At 53.4% G+C, this 23183-nt stretch carries 19 protein-coding genes; 2 read left to right on the forward strand and 17 right to left on the reverse strand.

Annotated elements, in window-relative coordinates; all coding sequences use genetic code 11:
• Positions 1-3 precede the first annotated feature (3 nt).
• The 17 genes from rfbG to H4V96_RS17675 all read right to left on the reverse strand — a co-directional run bounded on the left by rfbG (position 4) and on the right by H4V96_RS17675 (position 21049).
• Positions 4-1077 carry a CDP-glucose 4,6-dehydratase gene (gene rfbG / locus H4V96_RS17595; protein ID WP_196854637.1) on the reverse strand — a complete coding sequence of 358 codons (1074 nt, stop codon included), beginning with the start codon at positions 1075-1077 and terminating at the stop codon, positions 4-6.
• Positions 1074-1847 (reverse strand): glucose-1-phosphate cytidylyltransferase, encoded by a 774-nt coding sequence (rfbF, locus tag H4V96_RS17600; RefSeq protein WP_196854636.1) that lies wholly within the window; start codon positions 1845-1847, stop codon positions 1074-1076. The genes rfbG and rfbF overlap by 4 nt, the downstream gene beginning before the upstream one ends.
• 20 nt (positions 1848-1867) lie before the next feature.
• A complete protein-coding gene (locus tag H4V96_RS17605; protein WP_280721081.1) occupies positions 1868-3439 on the reverse strand; it encodes a hypothetical protein in 1572 nt (523 codons plus the stop codon).
• A gap of 185 nt (positions 3440-3624) precedes the next feature.
• Entirely contained in the window at positions 3625-4173 is a 549-nt protein-coding gene (locus tag H4V96_RS17610) for an HAD family hydrolase (protein ID WP_196854634.1), read from the reverse strand.
• On the reverse strand, positions 4173-4859 hold the full coding sequence (locus H4V96_RS17615) for a nucleotidyltransferase family protein (protein ID WP_280721082.1): 687 nt from the start codon (positions 4857-4859) through the stop codon (positions 4173-4175). Before H4V96_RS17615 ends, H4V96_RS17610 begins: the two co-directional genes overlap by 1 nt.
• On the reverse strand, positions 4859-5455 hold the full coding sequence (locus tag H4V96_RS17620; protein WP_196854633.1) for a D-sedoheptulose 7-phosphate isomerase: 597 nt from the start codon (positions 5453-5455) through the stop codon (positions 4859-4861). Before H4V96_RS17620 ends, H4V96_RS17615 begins: the two co-directional genes overlap by 1 nt.
• Positions 5443-6468 (reverse strand): dehydrogenase, encoded by a 1026-nt coding sequence (locus tag H4V96_RS17625; RefSeq protein WP_196854632.1) that lies wholly within the window; start codon positions 6466-6468, stop codon positions 5443-5445. Before H4V96_RS17625 ends, H4V96_RS17620 begins: the two co-directional genes overlap by 13 nt.
• A 194-nt stretch (positions 6469-6662) precedes the next feature.
• Complete coding sequence (locus H4V96_RS17630) at positions 6663-10352, reverse strand: glycosyltransferase (RefSeq protein ID WP_280721083.1); 3690 nt, start codon at positions 10350-10352, stop codon at positions 6663-6665.
• Position 10353: 1 nt separating this feature from the next.
• Positions 10354-11721: an ABC transporter ATP-binding protein gene (locus H4V96_RS17635; RefSeq protein WP_196854630.1), complete on the reverse strand. Its 1368-nt coding sequence runs from the start codon at positions 11719-11721 to the stop codon at positions 10354-10356.
• Positions 11711-12565 (reverse strand): ABC transporter permease, encoded by an 855-nt coding sequence (locus H4V96_RS17640; RefSeq protein ID WP_196854629.1) that lies wholly within the window; start codon positions 12563-12565, stop codon positions 11711-11713. Before H4V96_RS17640 ends, H4V96_RS17635 begins: the two co-directional genes overlap by 11 nt.
• Positions 12562-13107 (reverse strand): dTDP-4-dehydrorhamnose 3,5-epimerase, encoded by a 546-nt coding sequence (rfbC, locus tag H4V96_RS17645; RefSeq protein WP_196854628.1) that lies wholly within the window; start codon positions 13105-13107, stop codon positions 12562-12564. Before rfbC ends, H4V96_RS17640 begins: the two co-directional genes overlap by 4 nt.
• Positions 13104-13991, reverse strand: a complete 888-nt coding sequence (gene rfbA / locus H4V96_RS17650) for a glucose-1-phosphate thymidylyltransferase RfbA (protein ID WP_196854627.1) — start codon at positions 13989-13991, stop codon at positions 13104-13106. The genes rfbC and rfbA overlap by 4 nt, the downstream gene beginning before the upstream one ends.
• Positions 13992-13993: 2 nt before the next feature.
• Positions 13994-14890 (reverse strand): dTDP-4-dehydrorhamnose reductase, encoded by an 897-nt coding sequence (rfbD, locus tag H4V96_RS17655; protein WP_196854626.1) that lies wholly within the window; start codon positions 14888-14890, stop codon positions 13994-13996.
• Positions 14887-15957, reverse strand: a complete 1071-nt coding sequence (gene rfbB / locus H4V96_RS17660; protein WP_196854625.1) for a dTDP-glucose 4,6-dehydratase — start codon at positions 15955-15957, stop codon at positions 14887-14889. The genes rfbD and rfbB overlap by 4 nt, the downstream gene beginning before the upstream one ends.
• Before the next feature lie 2 nt (positions 15958-15959).
• Positions 15960-17072, reverse strand: coding sequence for a glycosyltransferase family 2 protein (locus H4V96_RS17665; protein ID WP_280721084.1), 1113 nt, complete (start codon positions 17070-17072; stop codon positions 15960-15962).
• A gap of 325 nt (positions 17073-17397) precedes the next feature.
• Positions 17398-18951: a DEAD/DEAH box helicase gene (locus H4V96_RS17670; protein ID WP_196854623.1), complete on the reverse strand. Its 1554-nt coding sequence runs from the start codon at positions 18949-18951 to the stop codon at positions 17398-17400.
• 433 nt (positions 18952-19384) lie between these two features.
• Positions 19385-21049: a methyl-accepting chemotaxis protein gene (locus H4V96_RS17675; protein ID WP_196854622.1), complete on the reverse strand. Its 1665-nt coding sequence runs from the start codon at positions 21047-21049 to the stop codon at positions 19385-19387.
• Positions 21050-21617: 568 nt separating this feature from the next.
• Here H4V96_RS17675 and H4V96_RS17680 point away from each other — a divergent pair.
• Together H4V96_RS17680 and H4V96_RS17685 are read left to right on the forward strand one after the other, a co-directional pair.
• Positions 21618-22337 carry a Crp/Fnr family transcriptional regulator gene (locus tag H4V96_RS17680; protein ID WP_196854860.1) on the forward strand — a complete coding sequence of 240 codons (720 nt, stop codon included), beginning with the start codon at positions 21618-21620 and terminating at the stop codon, positions 22335-22337.
• A gap of 176 nt (positions 22338-22513) precedes the next feature.
• Entirely contained in the window at positions 22514-23176 is a 663-nt protein-coding gene (locus tag H4V96_RS17685) for a hypothetical protein (RefSeq protein WP_280721085.1), read from the forward strand.
• Positions 23177-23183: the final 7 nt, after the last annotated feature.

Genomic DNA, 23183 nt, shown 5'->3' on the forward strand with positions numbered 1-23183 from the left:
TTATTAATTATTGATGTTCTGGTACGACTGAATTTGCGCCATGGTCAGGCTGCGCACATCCGCGCCGGCCTGCCGCTGCTTCGACCATTCAATGATCATCTGCAATGCCGCTTCCAGGCGCAGGGCTGGCTGCCAGCCAAGATGCGCACGGACTTTCGAGATATCCAGCTTCAGATAAGTCGCTTCATGCGGATGCTCGCCGCCGTCATTTTGCCACACTGCGCCTTCGCCCCACAAAGCGGTCATCTTCTCGACGATCCAGCCGACCGGCTTGGCATCATCCTCGTTCGGACCAAAGTTCCACCCCTCGGCGAAAGCGACACCATCCTGGTACAGGCGTTCGGCCAGCGCCAGGTAGCCGCGCAGCGGTTCCAGCACATGCTGCCATGGGCGCACGGAGTTGGGATTGCGTATGTTGACAGTGCGGCCTTGCTCGAATGCGGACAAGATATCGGGAATCAAACGGTCCAGCGCCCAGTCGCCGCCGCCGATGACGTTGCCGGCGCGCACGGTCGCCAGCGCAACGCCATGCTTGTCGTATTGCTGCGCATTGAAATACGAGGAGCGATAAGCCGACGTCACCAGCTCGGCGCATCCCTTGCTGCTGCTATAGGGGTCATAGCCGCCCATCGGCTCGTTTTCGCGGTAGGCCCAGACCCATTCGCGGTTTTCATAGCACTTGTCGGTCGTGATGTTTACCACCGCCTTGACGCCTGGCGACATGCGCACGGCTTCCAGCAGATTGACCGTGCCCATGACGTTGGTGGCATAGGTTTCGACCGGCTCGGCATAGGAATAGCGCACCAGCGGCTGCGCCGCCATGTGGAACACGATTTCCGGGCGATGCTCGGCAAACACCGCCTGCAAGGCAGCCAGGTCGCGGATATCGCCGATCACGCTGGTCATGCCTTCGGCGACACGCGCCTCCTCGAACAGGCTCGGCTGGGTAGGCGGCGCCAGCGCATAGCCCACCACGTTGGCCCCCATCGATTGCAGCCAGAGCGACATCCAGCTGCCTTTGAAGCCGGTATGGCCAGTCAGCAGCACGCGCTTACCGCGCCAGAAATCCACATTCATTTTTTCACCTTCCAGGGCGCCTCGCCGGACTGCCACAATTCTTCCAGATACATCTTGTCTCGCAGGGTATCCATCGGCTGCCAGAAACCATGATGCTGGTACGCGGCCAGATCGCCTTCGTTAGCCAGGCGTTCGAGCGGTTCGCGTTCCCAAAGGGTCTTGTCGCCCTCGATATAGTCGAGTACCGACGGTGACAGCACGAAGAAGCCGCCATTGATCATCGCGCCATCGCCCTTCGGCTTTTCCATGAAGCTGTTGACCTTGCTGCCGCGGATATCCAGCGCACCGAAGCGCCCCGGCGGCACGGTGGCCGTCAGCGTCGCCTTGACCTTCTGCGCTTTATGGAAAGCGATCAGTTCGCTGATATTCACGTCGCTGACGCCATCGCCGTACGTCAGGCAGAAAGCCTCCTCGTCCTTCACATAGTCCGCCACGCGCTTCAGGCGGCCACCGGTCATGGTTTCTTCGCCCGTATCGACCAGGGTTACTTTCCACGGTTCCGCATAACGCTGATGCACTTCCATCTTATTATGTTCCATGTCAAACGTCACATCCGACATATGCAGGAAATAATTAGCAAAGTATTCCTTGATAACATAGCCCTTGTAGCCACAGCAGATCACGAAATCATTCACGCCATGCGCGGAATAAGTTTTCATGATGTGCCAAAGAATAGGCTTGCCACCGATTTCAACCATTGGCTTCGGACGTACCGATGTTTCTTCACTGATCCGGGTACCGAGTCCGCCGGCGAGAATAACTGCTTTCATAAATTTTCCGTATTATATAGTTAAGAATTCGTAGAACAATGAACATTACCAACTATCGCAACCAACTTCCTAGAATCTCCACCAGAAATAATTGGCTGCGATACAGCTTCATTCGAAGCATCCAGCAACAAAATAGGTCTTTCATTGATCAGGTTAAAATGCAATTGTTCATTCCCAACAATTCTATTATTTTTATTATTCTCACTTCTAACAACTATTGTCGATGACAGTGAAATTTCAGGGCGCCATATTTTGAAATCAATCGCCTTGGTGCCAACAGGGCAAAGTATGGTGATCGGCTGGTCAGCCATCAACCAACCATCGCTCGCCCGCCCAGCAATAACCGGCTCTTTATTCTCAAAATGAAACATGGACAAATTATTATCATAAAGAATCCTCACTCCCTTTCTTGCCTCATCATAATTCCACAACATGGTATTCATTAAATTCGTCTTATCCTTGAGCACATCTGGAAACACCAAAAGCAATGGCGCCTGCGCCACAAACTGTTGCTTCCAGTTTGAAATATACTTTGATTTATTCCAATCTCGGTAATATCCGAACACGGCAAATAAGACAATAATCGCTAGGGATACGACTTTACAGACATCACGAATATCAATCCGCCTCCATTTAATCGTCGAAAACAAATAAAAACAAACAGAAACGGCCATTAGTTTCGTATGGACATTATACCATTGACCCAACGCCCCTTCAATTCCATTAGAAAAACGGAATAGGGAAATAAGTAGGATATTAGAAATGGAGTAAGCTGATATTGCCAGAAAAAACAGTCTTCCCTTCTTTGGGTCTCGTATAAAATTCTTATACAAAAAGATAGTCCAAAAAAACAAAATAAAGCCACAAAGATAATAGGGCCAGAATTGCGGCGAGGCTTCAAAAACTGCCTTACCCAGTACGCTTGCACCTGCCATTGTCAAGGCAAACTTCAGGATTGCGAAAAAATCAAACGTCTTCCCAGTCGGCTTGTTTTTTAGCAAAACACCATACTGTGTCAAAATAATTACGTACAAGGCAATACACAGCGCCAGGACGGCAAATGCCACGATAATTTTTTTATCAACCGAACGACTTTTTATCACTTGAGCCATACACATTAAACCAACTGCCCCAGCAACGCCAACTGCATAACCTCCTAGGAAAAAAATTATCGCCAGGGGCATCAACAGATAAAAATACATGCTGACATTTTTATTTACATCAAAGGAGCGGGAAAAAAAATATATCGCAAATAAAAACAAGGGGACGCCGACTGCTGCTGCCAGCGCCATTCCCCACTGCGGATTATTCGTAGTAGAAAACAACAGCAATGTCGCCACTACCAAAAAGGCACGCCCTAAATTTGTGTTCCCCAACTCAGAGTATTTCGTCGAAAAAACAAGGGCAATGCAGCAAAGAGCAAGTGAAATACCATACACGGCAGGATCAAAACCACCCCAAACATCAAATGCATAATAGTTTAATGCAAGGATTAAATTATATCCAGGAAATAAGTGCTCAGCAAAAACAGTAAAGAAGGATTTAAATGAAACATCTCCACGAATCAACTCATCAAGAAAGTCGACGTGCAAAAACTGCGACTCGAAAAATATCTCGGAAAACTGCCTTCGGAGAAATAAAAAGTAAGCAAAGGATAGACACAAGATCCATATAGGGATGGAATATTTAAAAATATCCGCAAATATTTTACTTTTTTTTCTTATCGCCACTGGACTTCGCCTTTAATATTCAAAAATAACGCCACGAACAGGAAAATTCAATCAAAAAGCTTGATTATTTCCCTGATAATAAAAAATCGATGAGTTGAATCAATAAAATTTTCTCCGCACTCAACCTCAGCGGCATAATGACATCGAATTTGCACGCCAGCTTTGGTTGCGGCTTCCATATCCGAATCCTTGTCACCCACCATGATTGACTGGTTCAAGTCAATCTGATGCGTGCGAGCCGCTCGCACCAGCATCCCCGGATTCGGCTTCCGATCCGCCGATTCACACTTATATCTTCCGACACCATGCTCCGGATGAAACGGGCAATACAGCACGTCTGTAATAGTGACACCCTCTTCGGCAAAGCGGCCAACCATCCACGTGGTCAGCACCTGGAAGTCCTCTTCCGTATAATAGCCGCGGCCGATGCCCGCCTGGTTCGTGACGACGATGATCAGATAGCCGGCCTGCTGGGCGGCACGGCACAGGTCAAAGATGCCGTCGATAAAATAAAAATCCTCGATCCGATGGGTGTAGCCAGAGTCGTGATTGATCACGCCATCGCGATCTAGGAACAGGGCGCGCCGCTGTTCCATCAAATCTCCGCCAACATGCTTTGCGCTAGGTCGTAGTCATCCGGCACACCGATATCAATAAACAGCCCCTGTGTGACGAAGCCGCCAACCGCTGTGGTTTGCACGGCAGGAATAAGGAACTCCGTTTCGAGCGAGAATGGCTGACCCAGCGCAAAGGCCTCTAGCGCAGCAGCAGGCAGCACGTAGCAGCCGGCATTGATCAAGCCAGGTCCCGCCGCACCTTTTTCAAGAAAGGCCACGATATGGTTATGCGCCAGGTCCACGCGGCCAAAACGCGCCGTGTCGTCCACTGCGCGCACGACGATCTGCACTTCGCGGGTGGCTTGCCATTGACGTTCCAGCTCAGCAACCTCCAGGTCCAGATAGGTATCGCCATTGAACACATACACGTGATCGCTACGGCAGTGGCCAATGGCGGCACGCACGGCGCCGCCCGTGTTGAGCGGCGTCGTTTCGATCTCGTACACCAATTCCATGCCGCAGAACTCACGGCCGAAATGACTGACAACCTTCTCCGCCATGAAGCCCAGCGACAAGATGACCCGGGTAAAGCCTTTGGCGGCCAGGGTCGTCAGCAGAATTTCAAGGAAAGGGCGACCGGCAACGGGTGCCATCGGCTTGGGCAGGTCCGGCACGACGGCGCGCAGCCGGGTACCGAACCCCCCCGCGAGAACGATCGCTTCCATCAGTTCGGCGCGGTGAAAATCGCGTTCTCGACAAGACCGCAAATAGTATGCCCCAGCACCAGATGGCCTTCCTGGACTTTCGGGGTATCCGGCGATGGCACCTCCAGCAAATGGTCGCACAGCTCGCGCATTGGGCCTCCGCGGTTACCGGTCAGGCCGATGCAAATCAGGCCGCGCGCGCGCGCTTCCTGGAAAGCCAACAGGATGTTCGGCGACTTGCCCGAGGTCGAGTAGCCGATGAACACATCGCCCTTGTTGCCGTGCGCTTGCACCTGGCGCGCAAACAACTTTTCATAGCCATAGTCATTGCCGATGGCAGTCAGGATAGACGTGTCGGTGGTCAGCGCGATCGCCGGCAAGCCTGGACGATCAAACATGAAGCGGCTGACAAATTCTCCAGCGATATGTTGCGCATCAGCGGCACTGCCGCCATTCCCGGCCAACAAAATACGTCCGCCGTTTTGCAGCGACGTGATGCATGCTTGCGCCGCTGCCAGCGTGGCGTCCTGCAACCGCTGATCGGCCAACATGGCTGTCATCACGCGCTGCGATTCCTCGATCTGCTTCTGAATATACTGTTTCATTAAACTCTCCATGCCTGTGTACCGTTTTTGGTGAAATGACAATTACTGACTTGGCCATCGAAACGGCTCAAGGTTCGCACCACGTCCATGCGCTTGTCAGGCGGTACGAAGAACATCATGAAACCACCGCCACCGGCACCCGACACTTTGCCAGCCAGCGCTCCTGCGGCGATGGCGGCGTTATAAATTTCTTCGATGTGGGGAGTTGATACCGTCTTGGCAGAACGCTTCTTGCTTTCCCAACCTTGCCGCATCGAATCGACAATCCCTTGGAAATCGCCACGAAGCAAACACTCCTTCATAACCAATGCCTCACGCTTGATACCATGCATGGCATCTTTTGCCTCGACAGAACCGGAGAGCACGTTCGCGCTTTGATCCGCGATAATCTTGGCAGACTCCCGCGATACCCCTGTATAGAACAGTAGCAGCGAAGCCTCCAACTCACAGATAATCCAATTCTTGATACGTAAGGGATTGACTACGGCACGCTCATCGGCATAGAACTCCATGAAATTGAAGCCACCAAAGGTGGCGGAGTATTGATCTTGCCGCCCCCCCTGCAAACCACAGTCAACGCGCTCGATGCGAAACGCCAGATGTGCGATCGCATAGTCATCCAGCGGCAGATTAAGTAATTCGGCAAAGGCACGAATCATCACAACAACCAACGTCGAGGAAGAACCCAGGCCAGAACCTGCCGGAGCATCGCAGAATGTACTGAGTTCAATTGCCATCGGCACGCCAGCGTTGTAATGCTGGATCATGTGCTTATATACGGCCATATGCAAACGCAGCTCACCATCCACAGGTAATGCCTTGCCGATCGCAAACGATACTTTTTCTTGCTGATCCGTGGCGACAAAACGAACCTGCGGCTCCTCTAACGTCTTGATCACAGCATAAGCATAACGATCAATGGTTGCGTTCAGTACATAACCTCCATGCAGATCGCAGAAGGGGGAAACATCGCTGCCACCACCAGCGAGGCCAAGACGCAAAGGTGCCCGGGCACGTATGATCATAACGCCCCCTTAATGTGCATAGAAAAAATATAAGCTACAGTGCGCGCATCAGTTATTGCAGCGCTGTCCAAAAGAAATAATGTCGTCATTAAGCTGTTAAAGATAGATAAATTTTATCAGGTTCAATTCTGAATAGCCCAGCGGTTCTGAGCTCTTATTTGACTATGAGCCGTTGGGTATGCTTGTGATACATATTATTTGGGCGCAATAGGAAAACGCGGCAAATCAATATCGTTCAGGATGCGTTCCAGGTTTGCCTCTCCTGCAGCAAGCCCCCACGATTGCTCGGAAAAAATGATTCCTGATCTTGAAATCTTATTCCATAAGGATTCATCTCTATATAAGCGAGCAATAACTTCTGCATACAGCTGCGGGTCATCTGCAACAAAAATATTTTCACCATCCGTCAAGCCCATGCCCTCCGCTCCAAGTTCCGTAGCCACAGTGGGCAAACCTGCTGCCATCGCTGTACCGATCTTCCCTTTCACGCCCGCACCATAACGCAATGGTGCAACAGCAACACGCATACGGTTTAAATAACTAGTCAAGTCCGGAATGAAGCCGGAAATTATAACATCGTCAGCTGCCAAAGCATGGATCTCCGCAGTAGGCTTACTGCCAACGATAAAGAACCGTATTCCTGGCAATAATGGACGTAACCGCGGCATGACTTCTGCAACAAAATGTTGGACAGCATCAATATTAGGCGGATGCTGAAAACCACCGACAAAGACAATATCGTTACGTTGCGAAAATGGAATATCGGTTCCCGGAATATCCAAAATCAGCGGTAATACATGCAATTTCTGATCAGGCAAGTCTGTACGCAGCATTTCCATCTCTGTTGGGCTAACCAGAATGGACGCGTCTACCGCACGCATCGCTGCCAGCTCGATTTTTTTCATCTCAAGCGCCGCGATTTTCTTGTCAGAATTATTTTGTAACGCTGCTTCGCGCAACATACGCAGATAATGCAAGTCATGTGTATAGAACAACACTTTAGCTTGAGGCGCATACTTTCGTACAGCCTGCAGGTGTTTTTGCACTACAGCAGGACGGAACAGGAACGCCAGATCATAGCGGCTGCCAGATTCAATCAAATGTTGTTCGACTGAGCTTTGATATGGATGATATAGAACCTCGATACCAACACGCTGCAACAAGGTTGTGTAGTCCGGCATATACAGGAAATTATCTTCAGGAATAAAAGTCACCTGATAGCCCATATTGCGCAGCAAGAGAAGAATGTTGAATACACTTACCGAACCAGCATCTTGATCTGGAGTTGGCGTGCAATGCTCTAGCACCAGCACACGACGCTGCGCCATTCTATCTTTTGCGTCATCTACATCAATACCATTTTCCTGATGATATGCCAAGCGATGCTTCCAGCGCTGGAACAACTTTTTGCTGTTTTCAATCTGATAGGCCTTGGCACCCTGGCCACCTGTATCCGTTCCTGATGTGATGCCCTCATAATGAATCACGACTGACATTGGTTGGTACAAAACGCTATAGCCGGCGTCACGAATTTTCAAGGCGAGGTCGGAATCTTCACAATAGGCAGGCAAATAATGTTCATCAAATCCGCCCAACTTTTCAAACAATGGGCGCGGTACCATGATGGACGCACCCGAGCAGTAGTCTACCTCACGGGCATAGTTATAAACCGGCAAAGATACATTTTGATTTCTACCGAAGTTCCAGGCACTACCATCTTTCCAAATAATGCCGCCAGCCTCCTGCAGGCTACCATCCGGGTAGATCAGTTTGGAGCCGACAAAGCCCACATTTGAGAACAGGTGGAAAGTATTAAGCAACTCATCCAACCAACCTTGAATCACTTCCGTGTCATTATTAAGAAAATATAAATATTTTCCGGTGGCTGCTTTTGCACCGATGTTGCACGAACGAATAAAACCTTGATTTTTCCCATTGAGCAGCAGGCGAATTCCACGAACCTGCTGCAGGACTTCCGCGGAACTATCCGGGGAACAATCATCCACGACAATGACTTCAAACGAAGCCCGCGGTAGTTGCGCTGCAACAGACATCAGGCAGCGCAAGGTGTAGTCGCACTTCCCATAAATAGGGATGATCACCGACACCAACGGCGCATCAAAGACTGGCAATTGGATACTGCGCGCGATTGCATCGAAATCATCCACTTCGATAGTTGCGACAGTAGACACATGCTCTACCGAAACACCGATAGTTTGATCTGCAGCAATACGGAATAATCGCGGCAAATGCTTTTGCAGCAGAAATCTGTGCTGTATGCGCGTGCTGATACTGATGGGCAAACGTGTATAACCGCGCTTGGCAAGTTGAACAGCGCCTTTGATGTAGCGTTTACCCTGTCTGACAGGCGCACTCACCCATCGCCGCGCCTCGCGCAGCGGCTTGGTCAAGCGCCAGGAATTGGTATTAACGATGTGCTTAAAGGCGTCGCGCGCCTCTTTGATCTCGGCGTCTAGCCTGAGGCCCCACTCGCCGCGACGCACGGTTTCGTCTATCAACGAAGATATGTGCTGATGACAGTATTCAAGATCATGCCTCAAATCCAGAATAGCCTGGTCGCGGCTTTGTAAAAGGGCGGCATCACTAGATCGTAGTCCCTCCAGTATGCGAGCGTTATGCGCCGCCGTAACAGCTTGGGCTTCCGCATAAATTTTATCGTGCAAGCTACGCATCAGAGCCAAGCCTTCGTCGCGCTCGGCAAGGCGTTCACGCAACTGTAGCAGAACGCTATCGCGATCGGCGAGCAGTTGACGCAGTGAATCTATACCGCTGTCACGGTCAGCAAGCATCTGGCGCAGTACGTCCAGGCTGGCCTCGCGCTCTACGACAACTTGATGCAAAGACAACATATCGCTATTCAGGTTGGCATTGGTGTCTACGTAACTCTGCAATTGCTGCTCGCATTCAGCCTGACTCGCCTGCAATTTCTTGATGAAGTCAAGATGCTCTTCGGCCTCGTGCTGAAGACGACGAACATGCCCATCGCATTCAGCCTGGCTCGCCTGCAGTTTCTTGATGAAGTCGAGATGCTCTTCAGCATCGTGCTGAAGACGACGAATATGACCATCGCGTTCTGCCACGGCCTCATCCTGCGCCTTGGCCCACTTGGCGAAACCGACATATTGTTTGACCAGATCCAGTTTCCCCGGATGAACAAACGACGTCATCCCCACACCGGCTTCCGGCAGAAGGTTTTCCGACGCAGCGCAGATGGCCAGAAAATACACGGGATCATGGATCAGGCCACTGCCATCCTGTATTTCTCCTGAATCCATGTGCCAGGTACGAAATGCATCAAGTCCGCTACTCAGCGGTTGAATCACCGAGCCCATCAGCATGCGTTGTCCAAGATAGCGCACTGCTGGAAACTGGACTTTCAGCAAAGCGTCAAATTCCGCAAAATCCAGTTCCTTGACATGAAACTCGTTATGCTCGCCGCTCTCTTCCGAATACACAGGGCGATTCGGCGAAGAAATGATCAGGATGCCTTCTGGTCGCAATACACGACGCAACTCCGACACCATTTCACTCTGCCCAGCCAGATGTTCAATCGTCTCGAATGACACCACGACATCAAAAGAAGCATCGGCGAAGGACAAGGCGGTCGCACTGCCTTCCAGGTAGCTCAAATTCGACTTGACGTAGGTCGCAGCTGCATGCTGCACGGCGTCTCTGGAGATATCCACACCGGTCACGGCAAGCGCCACATCGGCCAGCATCGACGCGCCATATCCTTCGCCACTGGCAACATCAAGCACGCGCTTGCCGACAACCATATCGCGCACCACCGCATAGCGATGGTAGTGTTCAAGCTGAATTTTTCCTTCTTCAGTGGGAATAAACCGCTCACCAGTAAACTGCATCTTATTCGACCTCCAAACTAATTCTTGTCATTGGCAAGCCAATCAAACCAAAGCACGCGGAACTGGCGTGCACGCGTACCATCAGAGCATCATGCAACCAGTGATGCTGAACATGCTCGTCCTGCGTACCGTCGGCGATAGCAGGCGAGATACTGTAGTCCCCCGACGGCAGCACAGGAAGACGAAATTCGAATCTTGCAGTCAGTTCCGCGCCCGCAGCCGCAGCCACCGGACTATTCTTATAAACGAGGAATGTGTTGTCGGCGAAAATCACTTGCCCCAACCTGTCCTTGAATTGAAAACCGATGATGGGGCGCACGATATCACTCTGGGCACGGCAGCGAATTTCCAATACCACTTCCTCGCCGCCGACTATCCAGGACAATGGCGCACTACTCGGTTCGAGCAAACGCACCGAGAAGATTTTTGCCTCGCCGGTGCCAAATCCAGCCTGATCAGGATCGAACTGGAACACCTCGATATCGTTGCGCAAGGTAGATCCATTGAAGAGAGATGCCCGCATGTCCACATGGGGCAGCTCCAGTGCCTTTGCCCGAGTTTCCACCGCGACCTCGCGTCCAGCCTTGGCTTGCGCGGCTTCAGTCGTCGACTCATACAGGGTCGCCAGATAATGCTCGATGACCTCCTTGGGCGTTCCTTCTTCCTTGAACTCGCCGCGCTCCAGCAATACCGCCTTATTACACAGATTTACGACGGCGCCCGTGTCGTGACTAACGAACAGGACGGTGCCATTCTTCATGAAATTACGCATAAAGCGCATGCACTTCTGCGTGAAAAAGGCGTCACCCACGGCAAGTGCTTCATCGACGATGAGGATATCGGCATCGACGTGGGCAATGACGGCAAATGCTAGCCGTACCATCATGCCGCTGGAGTACGTCTTGACTGGCTGTTCGATGAAGGTGCCGATATCGGCAAAACTCACGATATCATCAAAGCGCGCATCGATTTCTTCGTTACTCAGGCCCAATACAGAAGCATTCATATAGACGTTTTCACGTCCCGTAAACTCAGGATTGAATCCGGAGCCCAGCTCCAGCAATGCGGCAATGCGGCCATTTGTCTGCACAGAGCCGCTCGTGGGGCTCAAGGTTCCGCAGATCATCTGCAGCAGCGTAGACTTACCGCTACCATTGCGTCCGATAATGGCAAAGGTTTCGCCTTTCTTTACCTCGAAGGAAACATTCTTGAGTGCCCAGAATTCACGGAAATACTGCTTTTTCTTCAGGCCGGCCCCTTGCCACAGGCGAGGTAGCACAAATTGTTTGAGACGATCACGGGGGTTGTCATAAATTTCATAGCACTTGCTGAGATTTTCAACCCGAATAGCAATTTCTTCAGAGGACATCAGCAAAACCCTTTCTGGTCTTTTGAAACCAGATAAAACCAATCAAAGCAATCAGTATCGCCACCGCCGCATATGCCAGCAAGCCATACCAATCCGGCATATGCCCCCACACCAGCACATCACGCGCCTGTTCAATAATGAATGTCAGGGGGTTAGCCATGATAAGTGGCTTGAGCGACACAGGCACGGCACTGACAGGATAAAACACAGGTGCCAGAAACATCAGCACGGTGGTGATGACACCAATAAACTGGCCGACGTCGCGCAAGAACACGCCCAGTGATGCCAGGATCCAGACGATGCCGAGAGTCAATATGACCAATGGCAGCAAGACCAGCGGGATGAAGATCGCGGTCCACTGCAGATAACCATTAAAAATACCAAACGCCATCAATAAAACGACGATGCTCACCAGGCTATGAAATAGCGCGGCGCCCATATTTACCACTGGCAAAATTTCAATGGGAAATACTACTTTCTTGACATAATTGGCATTGCCAAGAATCAAGGTAGGCGCCCGATTCAGCATTTCGGAAAACAAGCCCTGAACGATCATGCCTACAAACAGCACGATGGCAAATTGGGTTTTGGTACCATCGCCACCGAGTCCGTTCCAGCGCGACTTGAAAATCTCGGAGAACACGAAGGTGTACACCAAGAGCATGAAAACCGGATTAAAAAACGACCATGCCAGACCCATTGCCGAGCCTTTGTAGCGGCCGACCACTTCGCGCTTGGTCATTTGCATGGCCAGCTGGCGATTGCGCCACAGGCTTTTTACCAAGGCGACGGGCGATGTGGGATGCGCGGCATGCGGATTAACACTCACAGGATGCTGACTCATGCAAAACACTCCGCAGCATCAAAGCTTTTTCCTACCTGATCCTTCGCCGACAACTGTGGCGCGCCATCCAGCGGCCATTCAATCGCTAGTGCAGGGTCATTCCATAACAAGGAACGCTCGAACTCAGGCGCCCAATAATTCGTTGTCTTGTAAAGAAATTCCGCGGTCTCGGAAAGCACGACAAAGCCGTGCGCAAAGCCTGGCGGTATCCAGAACATGCGCTTATTTTCCGCAGACAGTTCCAAACCGACATGCTGGCCGAACGTAGGGGAGCTGCGCCGCAAATCCACCGCGACGTCAAATACCTTGCCATGGACCACACGGACCAATTTCCCCTGTGGCTGCTGAATTTGATAATGTAGCCCGCGCAAAACATTTTTTGCCGAGCGGCTATGGTTGTCTTGGACGAAATCTACATCCAGTCCGGTCAGATCTTGAAACTGACGTTGATTGAAACTTTCGAAAAAAAACCCACGATCATCACCAAAAACTTTTGGATCAAGAATCAAAAGGTCAGGAATATGTGTGCTGATTAATTTCAATGCGGCACTCCCTCTTTCAACAAACGCAGTAAATATTGGCCATATCCATTCTTCGCCAGCGGCGCCGCCAGCTTGGCGACTTGCGCAGCGTCAATAAAACCCTTACGGTAAGCAATTTCTTCGGGGCATGCCACTTTCAGCCCTTGGCGATGTTCGATCGTGGCAATGAAATTGCTCGCTTCAATCAAACTCTCATGCGTGCCCGTGTCTAGCCAAGCATAACCACGCCCCATGATCTCGACGTTCAACTGCTTGCGCTGTAGGTAGATTCTATTGACATCGGTAATCTCAAGTTCTCCGCGGGCGGACGGCTCCAAACTTGCAGCAATATCGAGCACCTGGTTGTCATAGAAATACAGGCCCGTCACGGCATAATTGCTCTTCGGTGAAGATGGCTTTTCTTCCAGACTAGTGGCCTGGCCGTCTTCGCCAAAGTCGACCACACCATAGCGTTCCGGATCCTGGACATGATAGGCAAAGACCGTGGCGCCCCCAGTCTGCGAGGTGGCACGTTCCAGTTGGCCCTGCAGGTCATGACCATAAAAAATATTGTCTCCCAGTACAAGCGCGCAGGAATCCTTGCCGACAAAGTCCTTGCCAATAATGAACGCCTGCGCGAGCCCCTCTGGCTCTGGCTGCACGGCATACTGCAGATTGATGCCCCATGCCCGTCCATCCCCAAGCAATTGCTCGAAACGCGGCGTATCTTGCGGTGTGGAAATAATTAATATATCGCGTATTCCAGCGAGCATTAAAGTGCTCAGCGGATAATAAATCATCGGCTTGTCGTACACCGGCAACAACTGCTTCGACACGGCTTGGGTCACTGGATACAGGCGCGTCCCGGAGCCTCCGGCGAGAATAATACCTTTGCGTTTATTCATGACTATCCCTCAATTATTTCAGTAAGCATGCGCTCCACGCCTGACTGCCATCGCGGCATCAGCAAGCAGAACGCCGTTTGTAATTTGTGCGTATCGAGACGAGAATTTTTCGGCCTCGGCGCGGGCGCGGGGAAGGCCGTGCTGTCGACTGCGGTAATGGCATCCGCATGCACCTTCAATGCGACGCCCTTCTGGCGTGCAACTTCCAGCACAAAGCGTGCATAACCATGCCAAGAGGTGTGACCGCCGGCAGCGAGATGATAGATACCCGCCAGTTGCGGGTCCCGCTGCGCCGCGATAATCGCATGCGCGGTGACGTCGGCGATGAGATCAGCACCGGTGGGGGCGCCAATCTGGTCATCGACGACGGACAACTGTTCACGCTCGCTTGCCAGGCGCAGCATCGTCTTGACGAAATTGCCGCCACGTGCGGCATATACCCAACTCGTACGAAAGATCAGATAGTGGCAGCCAGAGGCCCGGATCAGTTGCTCGCCTTGCAGCTTTGTGGCTCCATAGACGCTCAGCGGACCCGTAGCATTCTCTTCCTGCCATGGGGCAGTACCGCTGCCATCAAACACATAATCGGTAGAATAATGCACGAGCAGCGCACCACAACGCTTGGCTTCTGCGGCAAGCACACCGGGTGCCGCCGCATTGATTTGCTGGCAGCTTTCGGCATCGCTCTCGGCCTTGTCGACCGCCGTGTAGGCGGCGGCATTGACAATCACGTCTGGTGCGATGGCGCGAACGGTGGCCACGATGCCATCGAGGTCACGAAAATCACCACACAATGGCTGGCTATCCGTGCCCATTATAGTCAAGCTTCCCAAGGCGGCCAGACTACGCTGCAGTTCCCAGCCTACCTGCCCACCTTTGCCAAAGAGTAAAATCTTCATGCCTGGCGTTCGGCATAATTTGCCGTTACCCAATCACGATAACTGCCAGACTGCACGTTGGCGACCCAGGATGCATTCGCTAGATACCATTGGACCGTCTTGCGGATGCCGGTGGCAAAGGTTTCTGCGGGCTTCCAGTTCAACTCACGCTCGATCTTGCTCGCATCAATAGCGTACCGGCGGTCGTGACCAAGACGATCGGTCACGTAGGTGATCTGTTCACAATAGCTCAGCCCATCCGCACGCGGACGCAATTCGTCCAACAAAGCACACACGGTATGCACGATTTCCAGGTTGGGCTTTTCATTCCAACCGCCCACGTTGTACACATCGCCCAAAGTACCTGCTTCCAGCACGCGCCGGATGGCGCTGCAATGATCTTTCACGTATAGCCAGTCTCGCACCTGCTGCCCATCGCCATAAATAGGCAGCGACTTGCCGGCCAGAGCATTGACGATCATCAGGGGGATCAATTTCTCAGGGAAATGATATGGCCCATAATTATTCGAACAATTGGTGGTTAACACAGGCAAGCCATACGTGTGATGATAGGCACGCACCAAATGGTCGCTGGCAGCCTTGCTAGCGGAATACGGGCTATTCGGCTCGTAACGATGCGTTTCCGTGAAAGCGGGCGCATCCGGAGCGAGCGAGCCATACACTTCATCGGTAGAAACATGAAGAAAACGGAATTCTGTCTTCTGCGCAGGCGGCAGAGCGCCCCAATAGGCACGCACGGCTTCAAGCAAGTTAAATGTACCAACGATATTGGTTTGAACAAACTCGCCAGGGCCCAAAATGGAACGATCCACATGGCTCTCTGCGGCAAAATTCAGTACGGCACGCGGCTGGTGCTGAGCAAACAATGCAGCGAGCAGATCGGTATCCGCAATATCACCCTTTACAAACTGATGAGAGGAATTATCTCGCAGACTACTCAAGCTTTCCAGGTTGCCCGCGTAGCTCAGCTTATCAACATTGATCACCGTTTCATCGGATTGAGCAAGCCAATCGAGAACAAAATTACTACCTATGAATCCCGCGCCACCCGTTACGATTATGCTCATTTTTATATCTTTTTAAATATTGCGGCCACGATTAAACCTAAATTACCAAATATCGTTTGACGATAAATTCCGGTTTGCCACAGCCCCCACATGCGCGGCAACAGCCAGCGATTCCGCGAAGTTGCCCAACGATCCAGCAGCAAACGGTTCTCGGGGGTCAGCCTGTCGCGTATCAGTTGCAACGAAGCGATGTGCTCATCATTCCATTGCCTGAATCGTCCTTGGAACAGCATCCGTATCCGCGCAAGCCTGGCGAGCCAACTGGAATTCATCCCCACCAGATTGCCACTATGCTGCCGATAACGCAACGAGGGATGGGCATCATAAAAGACTATGCCACCACAGCCGCTGATTACAAGATAGTTCCACCAGTCGTGCGTAAGCACCGACAAGCCATTGCATACATCACGCAGCAACTCACTCGCCGCCGCATTGAACACCATGGTATTACCACCGCCAATACTTTGTACCAGTGCATTGGCAAAATCAGGTTTTTTGGGAAACAAGGGAGACAATCCGATCTCGCAGTCATCCCCATCGACTATACGAGTGCGGGAACAATACAAGGCAGGGACACCTTCGGGCACTGTACTCAGCCACTCCAAAGCACGCTGTAGCTTATCGGCCTCCCATATATCATCCTGATCGGAATAGGCAAAGTAGTCAGCGGATATATCTGCCTTGCAAGTCAGTGAAAGAAAATTAGCGGCAAAACCTTCGGCCGGACCGGAGTGTATCGAAAGCCGACCCCCACCCCACTTCCCCCTGTACATTTCCAGAATGTCATGCGTGGCGTCCTTCGAGCCATCGTCAGACGCCCACACTTGCCAGTTAGGATGGGTTTGTGCGGCAAACGAATCAAGCTGCCCAGCAAGATAGCGCTGCCCATGGTATGTGCACAGCAAAATCGCTACCTTGGCCACAGCTGCGTTCTCACCACAAGCATCTGCCGCCACTCTGGCACAATTAATCTCTTTTTTACCAGCTGTTGCAAAGCGCTCGGCAGATCCACGGACCTTGCAAAGAGTATCGTTTGAAAGCGTCTCACTTACTGGACTCACCAACTTGCCTCCACGTTTAACATTCCAATAGGACGCCCAGAGCACGCTCAGCACGTCAAGTAGACGAAGTATCGCAGACGCAGCAACTATTTAACAAGCTTGTAACACAAGGTAACAATGAAATTTCATCGCCCACTTAAAGTAAGGTAGGCGAATTGCCCGTTACTGTTAAGGCAATTATAATTTACTGAGCGTTGGATTACCATATAAAATCTTCCAGATATCTAGGAACATTTACAAGCAAAGCAGTTTCCCAAAATATAGAGTACAGATGAAATAAAGCTATTGTCAGCAGCGATAAAGAATATACAGAAGTGCGACATTTTATGTCGCACAAGATGAAAATGCCTACAGAAAAGTAGGCGAAATAACAACAAATCTAGCGCTTCGTCAACCCACCCAGCAAGGCCGCCACCTTCTGCTTCGGCTTGACCGCGACCGGCGCCGTACTGGCGACAGCCGGGGCTGCCGCCTTGGCTGGCTCATACGGCTTCAGGAACCAGGGATCGGCCTTTTCGCGGCGTGCGCCGGGACCAAAGGCAGGGCGCGCACTACGCTCGACCGAACGGCTATCGCGACTGTCGCGGCTGTCACCAGCCGGGCGGCTCTCGGGCGCGCGCACGGGACGCGCTTCGCCACCTTCGCTGCGACGCGGCGGACGGCGTTCACTGTCGCTGCTGCGGGCGGGAGCGGGATTGAAGCCCGTCAATTCACCGCGCTTGATGCTTTGCTTGATGAGTTTTTCGATATCGGCCAGCAAGCGCTCGTCTTTATCCGAATAAATCGAAATGGCGTCGCCCGAAGCGCCGGCGCGGCCCGTGCGGCCGATGCGGTGCACATAGTCTTCGGCGTTGTAGGGCAAGTCGAAGTTGATGACGCACGGCAAGTCGGAAATATCGAGGCCACGCGCGGCCACGTCGGTAGCGACCAGCACGTCGATTTCGCCCTTCTTGAACGCTTCCAGCGCCGCCATGCGTTCCTGCTGGCTCTTGTCGCCATGAATCGCCGTGGCGCTCATGCCTTCCTGTTCCAGCACGCGGGCCAGGCGCGAGGCGCCGATCTTGGTGTTCGAGAATACGATGACCTGCTTCAGGTCGCGCTGGCGCAGCAGATGGGCAACCAGGGCATGCTTCTGGTCTTCGCTCACCTTGTAGACCACTTGCGTGACCTTGTCAGCCGTCTGGTTGCTGCGCGCCACTTCGATCGTCAGCGGATCGTTGAGGAAAGTTGCCGCCAGCTTCTTGATTTCTGGCGAGAACGTCGCCGAGAACATCAGGTTCTGGCGCTGTTTCGGCAGCAAGTTGATGATGCGCTGCAAGTCCGGCAAGAAACCCATGTCGAGCATGCGGTCCGCTTCATCCATGACCAGCATCTGCACCTGGCTCAGGCTAATGTTTTTTTGTTCGATATGATCGAGCAAGCGGCCCGGCGTGGCGATGACGATTTCCACGCCCCCGCGCAGGAGGACGGTTTGCGGTTTCATGTCCATGCCGCCGAAAACGACAGTCGAACGCAATGGCGTGTGCTTGGCGTAGGCCTTGACGTTTTCAGCCACCTGCACCGCCAGCTCTCGGGTCGGCGTGAGGATCAGCGCGCGCACCGGATGGCGCGCCGGCGACATGCTGCTGCTGGCATGCGCCATCAGCAACTGGATGATCGGCAAGGAAAAGCCGGCTGTCTTGCCGGTGCCCGTTTGCGCGGCACCCATCACATCGCGGCCTTGCAGCACCACGGGAATCGCCTGTTCCTGGATCGGTGTCGGGTGGGTGTAGCCTTGATCGGTCAGTGCGCGCTGGATTTCAGGCGCGAGGCCAAAGTCAGCAAAAGTCAGGCCAGGGGCAACGGGTGCGGCAGGTGCGGGGGCAGCGGTAACGGGCGCAGCTTCAGGGGCAATCGCCGGACTGGGCGTAGGAGTCGATTCGGTTTCAGACATAAATTTTCTGGTGTGCCTCCGCACTGCGGAAGCCATGCTTTCTCAATAAACAACATTTCGGGGCACAGGCAGCTCCGTCTTGCAAGCCATGGATCATCGTTCTTGCGGCACCTCCGTGCTCCGGGACATGCTATAGGGCGTATGCGGGAGCGTCGAAGAGATGTGCTGCGATGGCGGCGGAGATCGCGCCGGCGGAACATCGCGCGCAGAAGATACAATATCAGTGCTGTAAACGATACCCTAATTCACCGCAACTGTACACGGAAACCGTGATTTTCGAGCAAAAAGCGTTCCAGCGATGGCAAGCCCGAATACCATCGATACCAGCGCCCATGCCAACGCCGATTGAGGGCACGGCAGCAGCGCCAGCAACGGCATCCAGAAACCGCGCAAACGCGCTTAATTTAGCTTAATTTAGCTTAATTAAGCGACATTAGAAGCTTTCCCACTCATCTACTGGCGTCGTACCACGCACTGTACCGGACAATTGACGCGTTGCCACTGCCGGCGCCTTGACGCGCGCGCGCGGCACGCTCATGGCAGCATTGGCACCGTCGAGCTTGAAAATGCTCACCACGGCACTCAGGCTGGCCGCCTGCTCCTGCATGGCTTCGGCCGCCGCGGCCGCCTCTTCCACCAAGGCCGCATTTTGCTGCGTCACTTGATCCATTTGAGCGATGGCCTGGTTGACCTGCTCGATCCCGACGCTCTGCTCGCTGCTGGCAGCCGTGATCTCGCTCATGATGTCCGTCACCCGGGTAATGCTGGCAACGATGTCATCCATCGAGCGGCCCGCCTGGTCCACCAGTTTTGAGCCCGCCTCGACTTTCTCGACGGAATCACCGATCAAGACCTTGATATCCTTGGCCGCCGCTGCCGAGCGTTGCGCCAGGTTGCGCACTTCCGTGGCCACGACAGCAAAGCCGCGTCCATCCTCGCCGGCACGCGCAGCTTCGACGGCGGCATTCAGGGCCAGGATATTGGTCTGGAAAGCAATACCGTCGATGACAGCGATGATATCGACGATCTTGCGCGACGACGCATTGATCGACGCCATCGTGCCGACCACTTCGCTGACGACCTTGCCACCCTCGATGGCGATGCTCGACGAGCTCAGCGCCATGGTGTTAGCCTGGCGCGCATTGTCCGCATTCTGCTTCACGGTCGAAGTCAGCTCTTCCATCGATGAGGCCGTTTCTTCCAGGGAACTGGCCTGCTGCTCCGTGCGCGACGACAAATCCTGGTTGCCAGCGGCAATCTGGCTCGACGCCGTGGCGATGTTATCAGTGCCGCTACGCACCTGGCCTACCAGGTTCTGCAGGCTGGCATTCATGTCTTTCAGGGCTTGCATCAATTGCCCCGTTTCATCTTTCGATTGCACAACAATATGCGCCGTCAAGTCGCCGGCCGCCACCTGGCGCGCCACGCCCACGGCCGCAATCAGCGGACGCGCCACGCTGCGCGCGACCCACAGCGCCAACAATATGCCGATGACGACGGCGCCGATCAGCAAGCCGATCAGGCTGGCGCGCGAGGCCGCATACGTGGCATCGGCACTGGCAGTCGAGCGCGCGCCGCCGTCCGTATTGATGGACACCATTTTATCGAGGACCAGCATCATCTCTGTCATGACCTTGGCCGACGTCCCTACAGCCAGCGCGCGCGCGTCTTCCTTTTTCATCTCGCGCGACAGGCTCAACATGCTTGCGTGCAAGCGCATGAATTCATCGTTGAGCGCCAGGAAGCGATCAAAGATTTCTTGCTCACCCGGTTCCGAAATCAGGCGTCGATAGTTGTCACCATCGGCTTTCAACTTGGCCTGCGTTTGCGTCATGCGCGCTTCATTCAATGCCATGTCGGCATCCTGCGCGGCCAGCATATGCGCCAGTTCCCAACGGCGAAAATCGCTGACATCGCTGCGCATGGACATGGCTGCCAGCACGCTGGGCATCCAGTTGGCGGATAGATCCGTCGACGCGGTATTGATGCGTGCCATGGAAAAGATCGCCGACACGCCCAAAGCCGCCGTCAACAACAGCACGGCACCAAACGACAAAATCAGCTTGGTGGCGATTTTCAAATCAAAAAACCATTTCATGTGTTGCTTTCTTCATTAGGCGGACATACGGGACAAGACAGGCGCACACAGCGGCACAGGCGCGGGGCGGGCAGTGAGGCGACCATGGCAAGCGTCGCAGGAGGAAGCGGAAGTGGGCAAGACTGAAGAGTAGGCGCCGTATCTCCTATCGAAACGCGCGTCAAATTTCTTCGTGCCAACATTTTATCACCGTCGTCGTAGCACGCAGCGTGGTTTGCCTGCTGCCTGCGGCCTAAATTCGTGCCTGGCGCGCTGCACATCACACTTTTCGCAGCCACCGTTGTTTCCAATCGCGGAAAAATGAAAAGCCGTGCGTAGGAGTCGGATGACACGAGGCAATGTTCCTAGCCTACATAAGCACGTCGGCTCATCTGATGCCCATCCACGTCCCCGGGTCCTATAGTGAATAGCAGATTGAGCACAACGCTAGCAAGCCAGAAAAGCAGCGCCATCCAACAAGATCATAAGATGAGGCCCTACCATGTACAAAGCTTATAGCAACCTGACACCAGCAACAAATAGCCACGCCGCCGCCCAGCACAACTGGCTCGCCGCGCGGGCAACGCCGATGATCAGCATCACGGGCGCGCAACAGAACGAATTACTGCGCGCCCTGTCGCGCGCCGACTTGGAACGCCTGTTTTGCCAGTTGGAACTGGTCGCCTTACCTGCCGGCAAGCATTTATTCGATTGCGGCGGCAAGATTGAATACACGTACTTCCCTACCAATGCCATCGTTTCCCTGTTGTATGTCATGGAAGACGGCGCCACCACCGAAATCGCCGTCATCGGCCGCGAAGGCGTCGCTGGCGTGGTGCTGTACGAGGCCGAGCGCGCCACCTGTACCGCCATCGTGCAAACCGCTGGCTACGGCTATCGCCTGAAAACCACGTTCCTGCGCGAAGTGTTCAATGAAGGCGGCGCGCTGGCGCAATTGCTGATGCGCTACACCAGCGCCATGTTTGCGCAAATGGCACAGAACGTGGTGGGCGGGCGTCATTGCAGCATCGAACAGAAACTGTGCCGCTGGCTGCTGGACCGCCTTGACCGTTCCCTGTCGAACGAGCTGAAGGTCACGCAAGACACCATGGCCAATATGCTGGGTGTACGCCGCGAAAGCGTTACCGTCACGGCGCGCAAGCTGCAGGACGAAGGCTTGATCCAGTACCGCCGCGGCACGGTCGAGGTACTTGACCGGGAAGGCCTGGAAAAGGCCGCCGGCAATTGCTACAAGGCCGCCCGTGCCGGTTTCGAGCAGTTTCGCAACGGCATCAGCGCACCAAACTAAGCAGCACGAAGTACACAACTGCAGGGCGTTGCGACAGGAAAGCAACACCTTGCAACGCCAGTCTTGCCTTGCACTATTTCAGCCTCTATGATCCCCATAGAAATTGCAGCATGGAAATACTGACTTTCATCGGCTTATTTACTACGTGGTTTGACTAACAACTGGAGAGCGTCAGCATGAAACAGCCCCCTATGATTGTCGCCTTGCTGGCTGGCATATTCTGTGCAAGCCAAGCCCAGGCGGAAGTAGGCATCACGGCCGACCTGGGTACGACTGGCGTCGGCGCGCACCTCAGCGTACCACTGCCATCGAATCTGCATGCCCGTTTTGGCGTCGGCTTCCTGAACTACTCCTACAACTCCAGCACCGACGATGTCGACTACCAGCTGAAACTCAAGCTGCGAACCTTCGATGCCCTGCTCGACTACTTCCCCACGGACGGCGCCTTCCGCGTGAGCGCAGGCGTGGTGTATAACGGCAATAAAATCGATGCCAAGGGTAAACCGAACAAGACTGGCAGCTACACACTGAACGGCAACACCTACACGGCGGCCAGTGCGGGCCAGCTGGACGGCACCATCGATTTTCGTAAAGTCGCGCCCTACATTGGCATCGGCTGGGGCAATGCTGTGAAAGAGGCTGGCTGGGGTATTTCCAGCGACATCGGCGTCCTGTTCCAGGGCGCGCCCAAGACGGCGCTGAGCAACAGCGGCTGCGACCCGTTGGTGTGCGCTGCGTTGAAAACAGACGTGGCTGCTGAAAACGCCAAACTGGCCGACAAGGTCAAGGATTTCAAGGCCTACCCAGTACTGCGCATCAGCCTCAGCTATCGCTACTAAGCGGGTT

This window comes from Janthinobacterium sp. CG_23.4 (assembly GCF_029892305.1).
Classification (GTDB): Bacteria; Pseudomonadota; Gammaproteobacteria; order Burkholderiales; family Burkholderiaceae_D; genus Janthinobacterium; species Janthinobacterium lividum_D.

What these genes read in the sequence shown, in the direction of transcription:
- H4V96_RS17630 (WP_280721083.1), bottom strand. Translation starts at nt 10,352, where the DNA reads ATGCAGTTTACTGGTGAGCGGTTTATTCCCACTGAAGAAGGAAAAATT.
- rfbF (WP_196854636.1), bottom strand. Translation starts at nt 1,847, where the DNA reads ATGAAAGCAGTTATTCTCGCCGGCGGACTCGGTACCCGGATCAGTGAA.
- rfbG (WP_196854637.1), bottom strand. Translation starts at nt 1,077, where the DNA reads ATGAATGTGGATTTCTGGCGCGGTAAGCGCGTGCTGCTGACTGGCCAT.
- H4V96_RS17685 (WP_280721085.1), top strand. Translation starts at nt 22,514, where the DNA reads ATGAAACAGCCCCCTATGATTGTCGCCTTGCTGGCTGGCATATTCTGT.
- H4V96_RS17680 (WP_196854860.1), top strand. Translation starts at nt 21,618, where the DNA reads ATGATCAGCATCACGGGCGCGCAACAGAACGAATTACTGCGCGCCCTG.
- rfbB (WP_196854625.1), bottom strand. Translation starts at nt 15,957, where the DNA reads ATGAGCATAATCGTAACGGGTGGCGCGGGATTCATAGGTAGTAATTTT.
- rfbD (WP_196854626.1), bottom strand. Translation starts at nt 14,890, where the DNA reads ATGAAGATTTTACTCTTTGGCAAAGGTGGGCAGGTAGGCTGGGAACTG.
- H4V96_RS17670 (WP_196854623.1), bottom strand. Translation starts at nt 18,951, where the DNA reads ATGTCTGAAACCGAATCGACTCCTACGCCCAGTCCGGCGATTGCCCCT.
- H4V96_RS17675 (WP_196854622.1), bottom strand. Translation starts at nt 21,049, where the DNA reads ATGAAATGGTTTTTTGATTTGAAAATCGCCACCAAGCTGATTTTGTCG.
- H4V96_RS17610 (WP_196854634.1), bottom strand. Translation starts at nt 4,173, where the DNA reads ATGGAACAGCGGCGCGCCCTGTTCCTAGATCGCGATGGCGTGATCAAT.
- H4V96_RS17625 (WP_196854632.1), bottom strand. Translation starts at nt 6,468, where the DNA reads ATGATCATACGTGCCCGGGCACCTTTGCGTCTTGGCCTCGCTGGTGGT.
- rfbA (WP_196854627.1), bottom strand. Translation starts at nt 13,991, where the DNA reads ATGAATAAACGCAAAGGTATTATTCTCGCCGGAGGCTCCGGGACGCGC.
- H4V96_RS17640 (WP_196854629.1), bottom strand. Translation starts at nt 12,565, where the DNA reads ATGAGTCAGCATCCTGTGAGTGTTAATCCGCATGCCGCGCATCCCACA.
- H4V96_RS17620 (WP_196854633.1), bottom strand. Translation starts at nt 5,455, where the DNA reads ATGGAGAGTTTAATGAAACAGTATATTCAGAAGCAGATCGAGGAATCG.
- H4V96_RS17635 (WP_196854630.1), bottom strand. Translation starts at nt 11,721, where the DNA reads ATGTCCTCTGAAGAAATTGCTATTCGGGTTGAAAATCTCAGCAAGTGC.
- H4V96_RS17615 (WP_280721082.1), bottom strand. Translation starts at nt 4,859, where the DNA reads ATGGAAGCGATCGTTCTCGCGGGGGGGTTCGGTACCCGGCTGCGCGCC.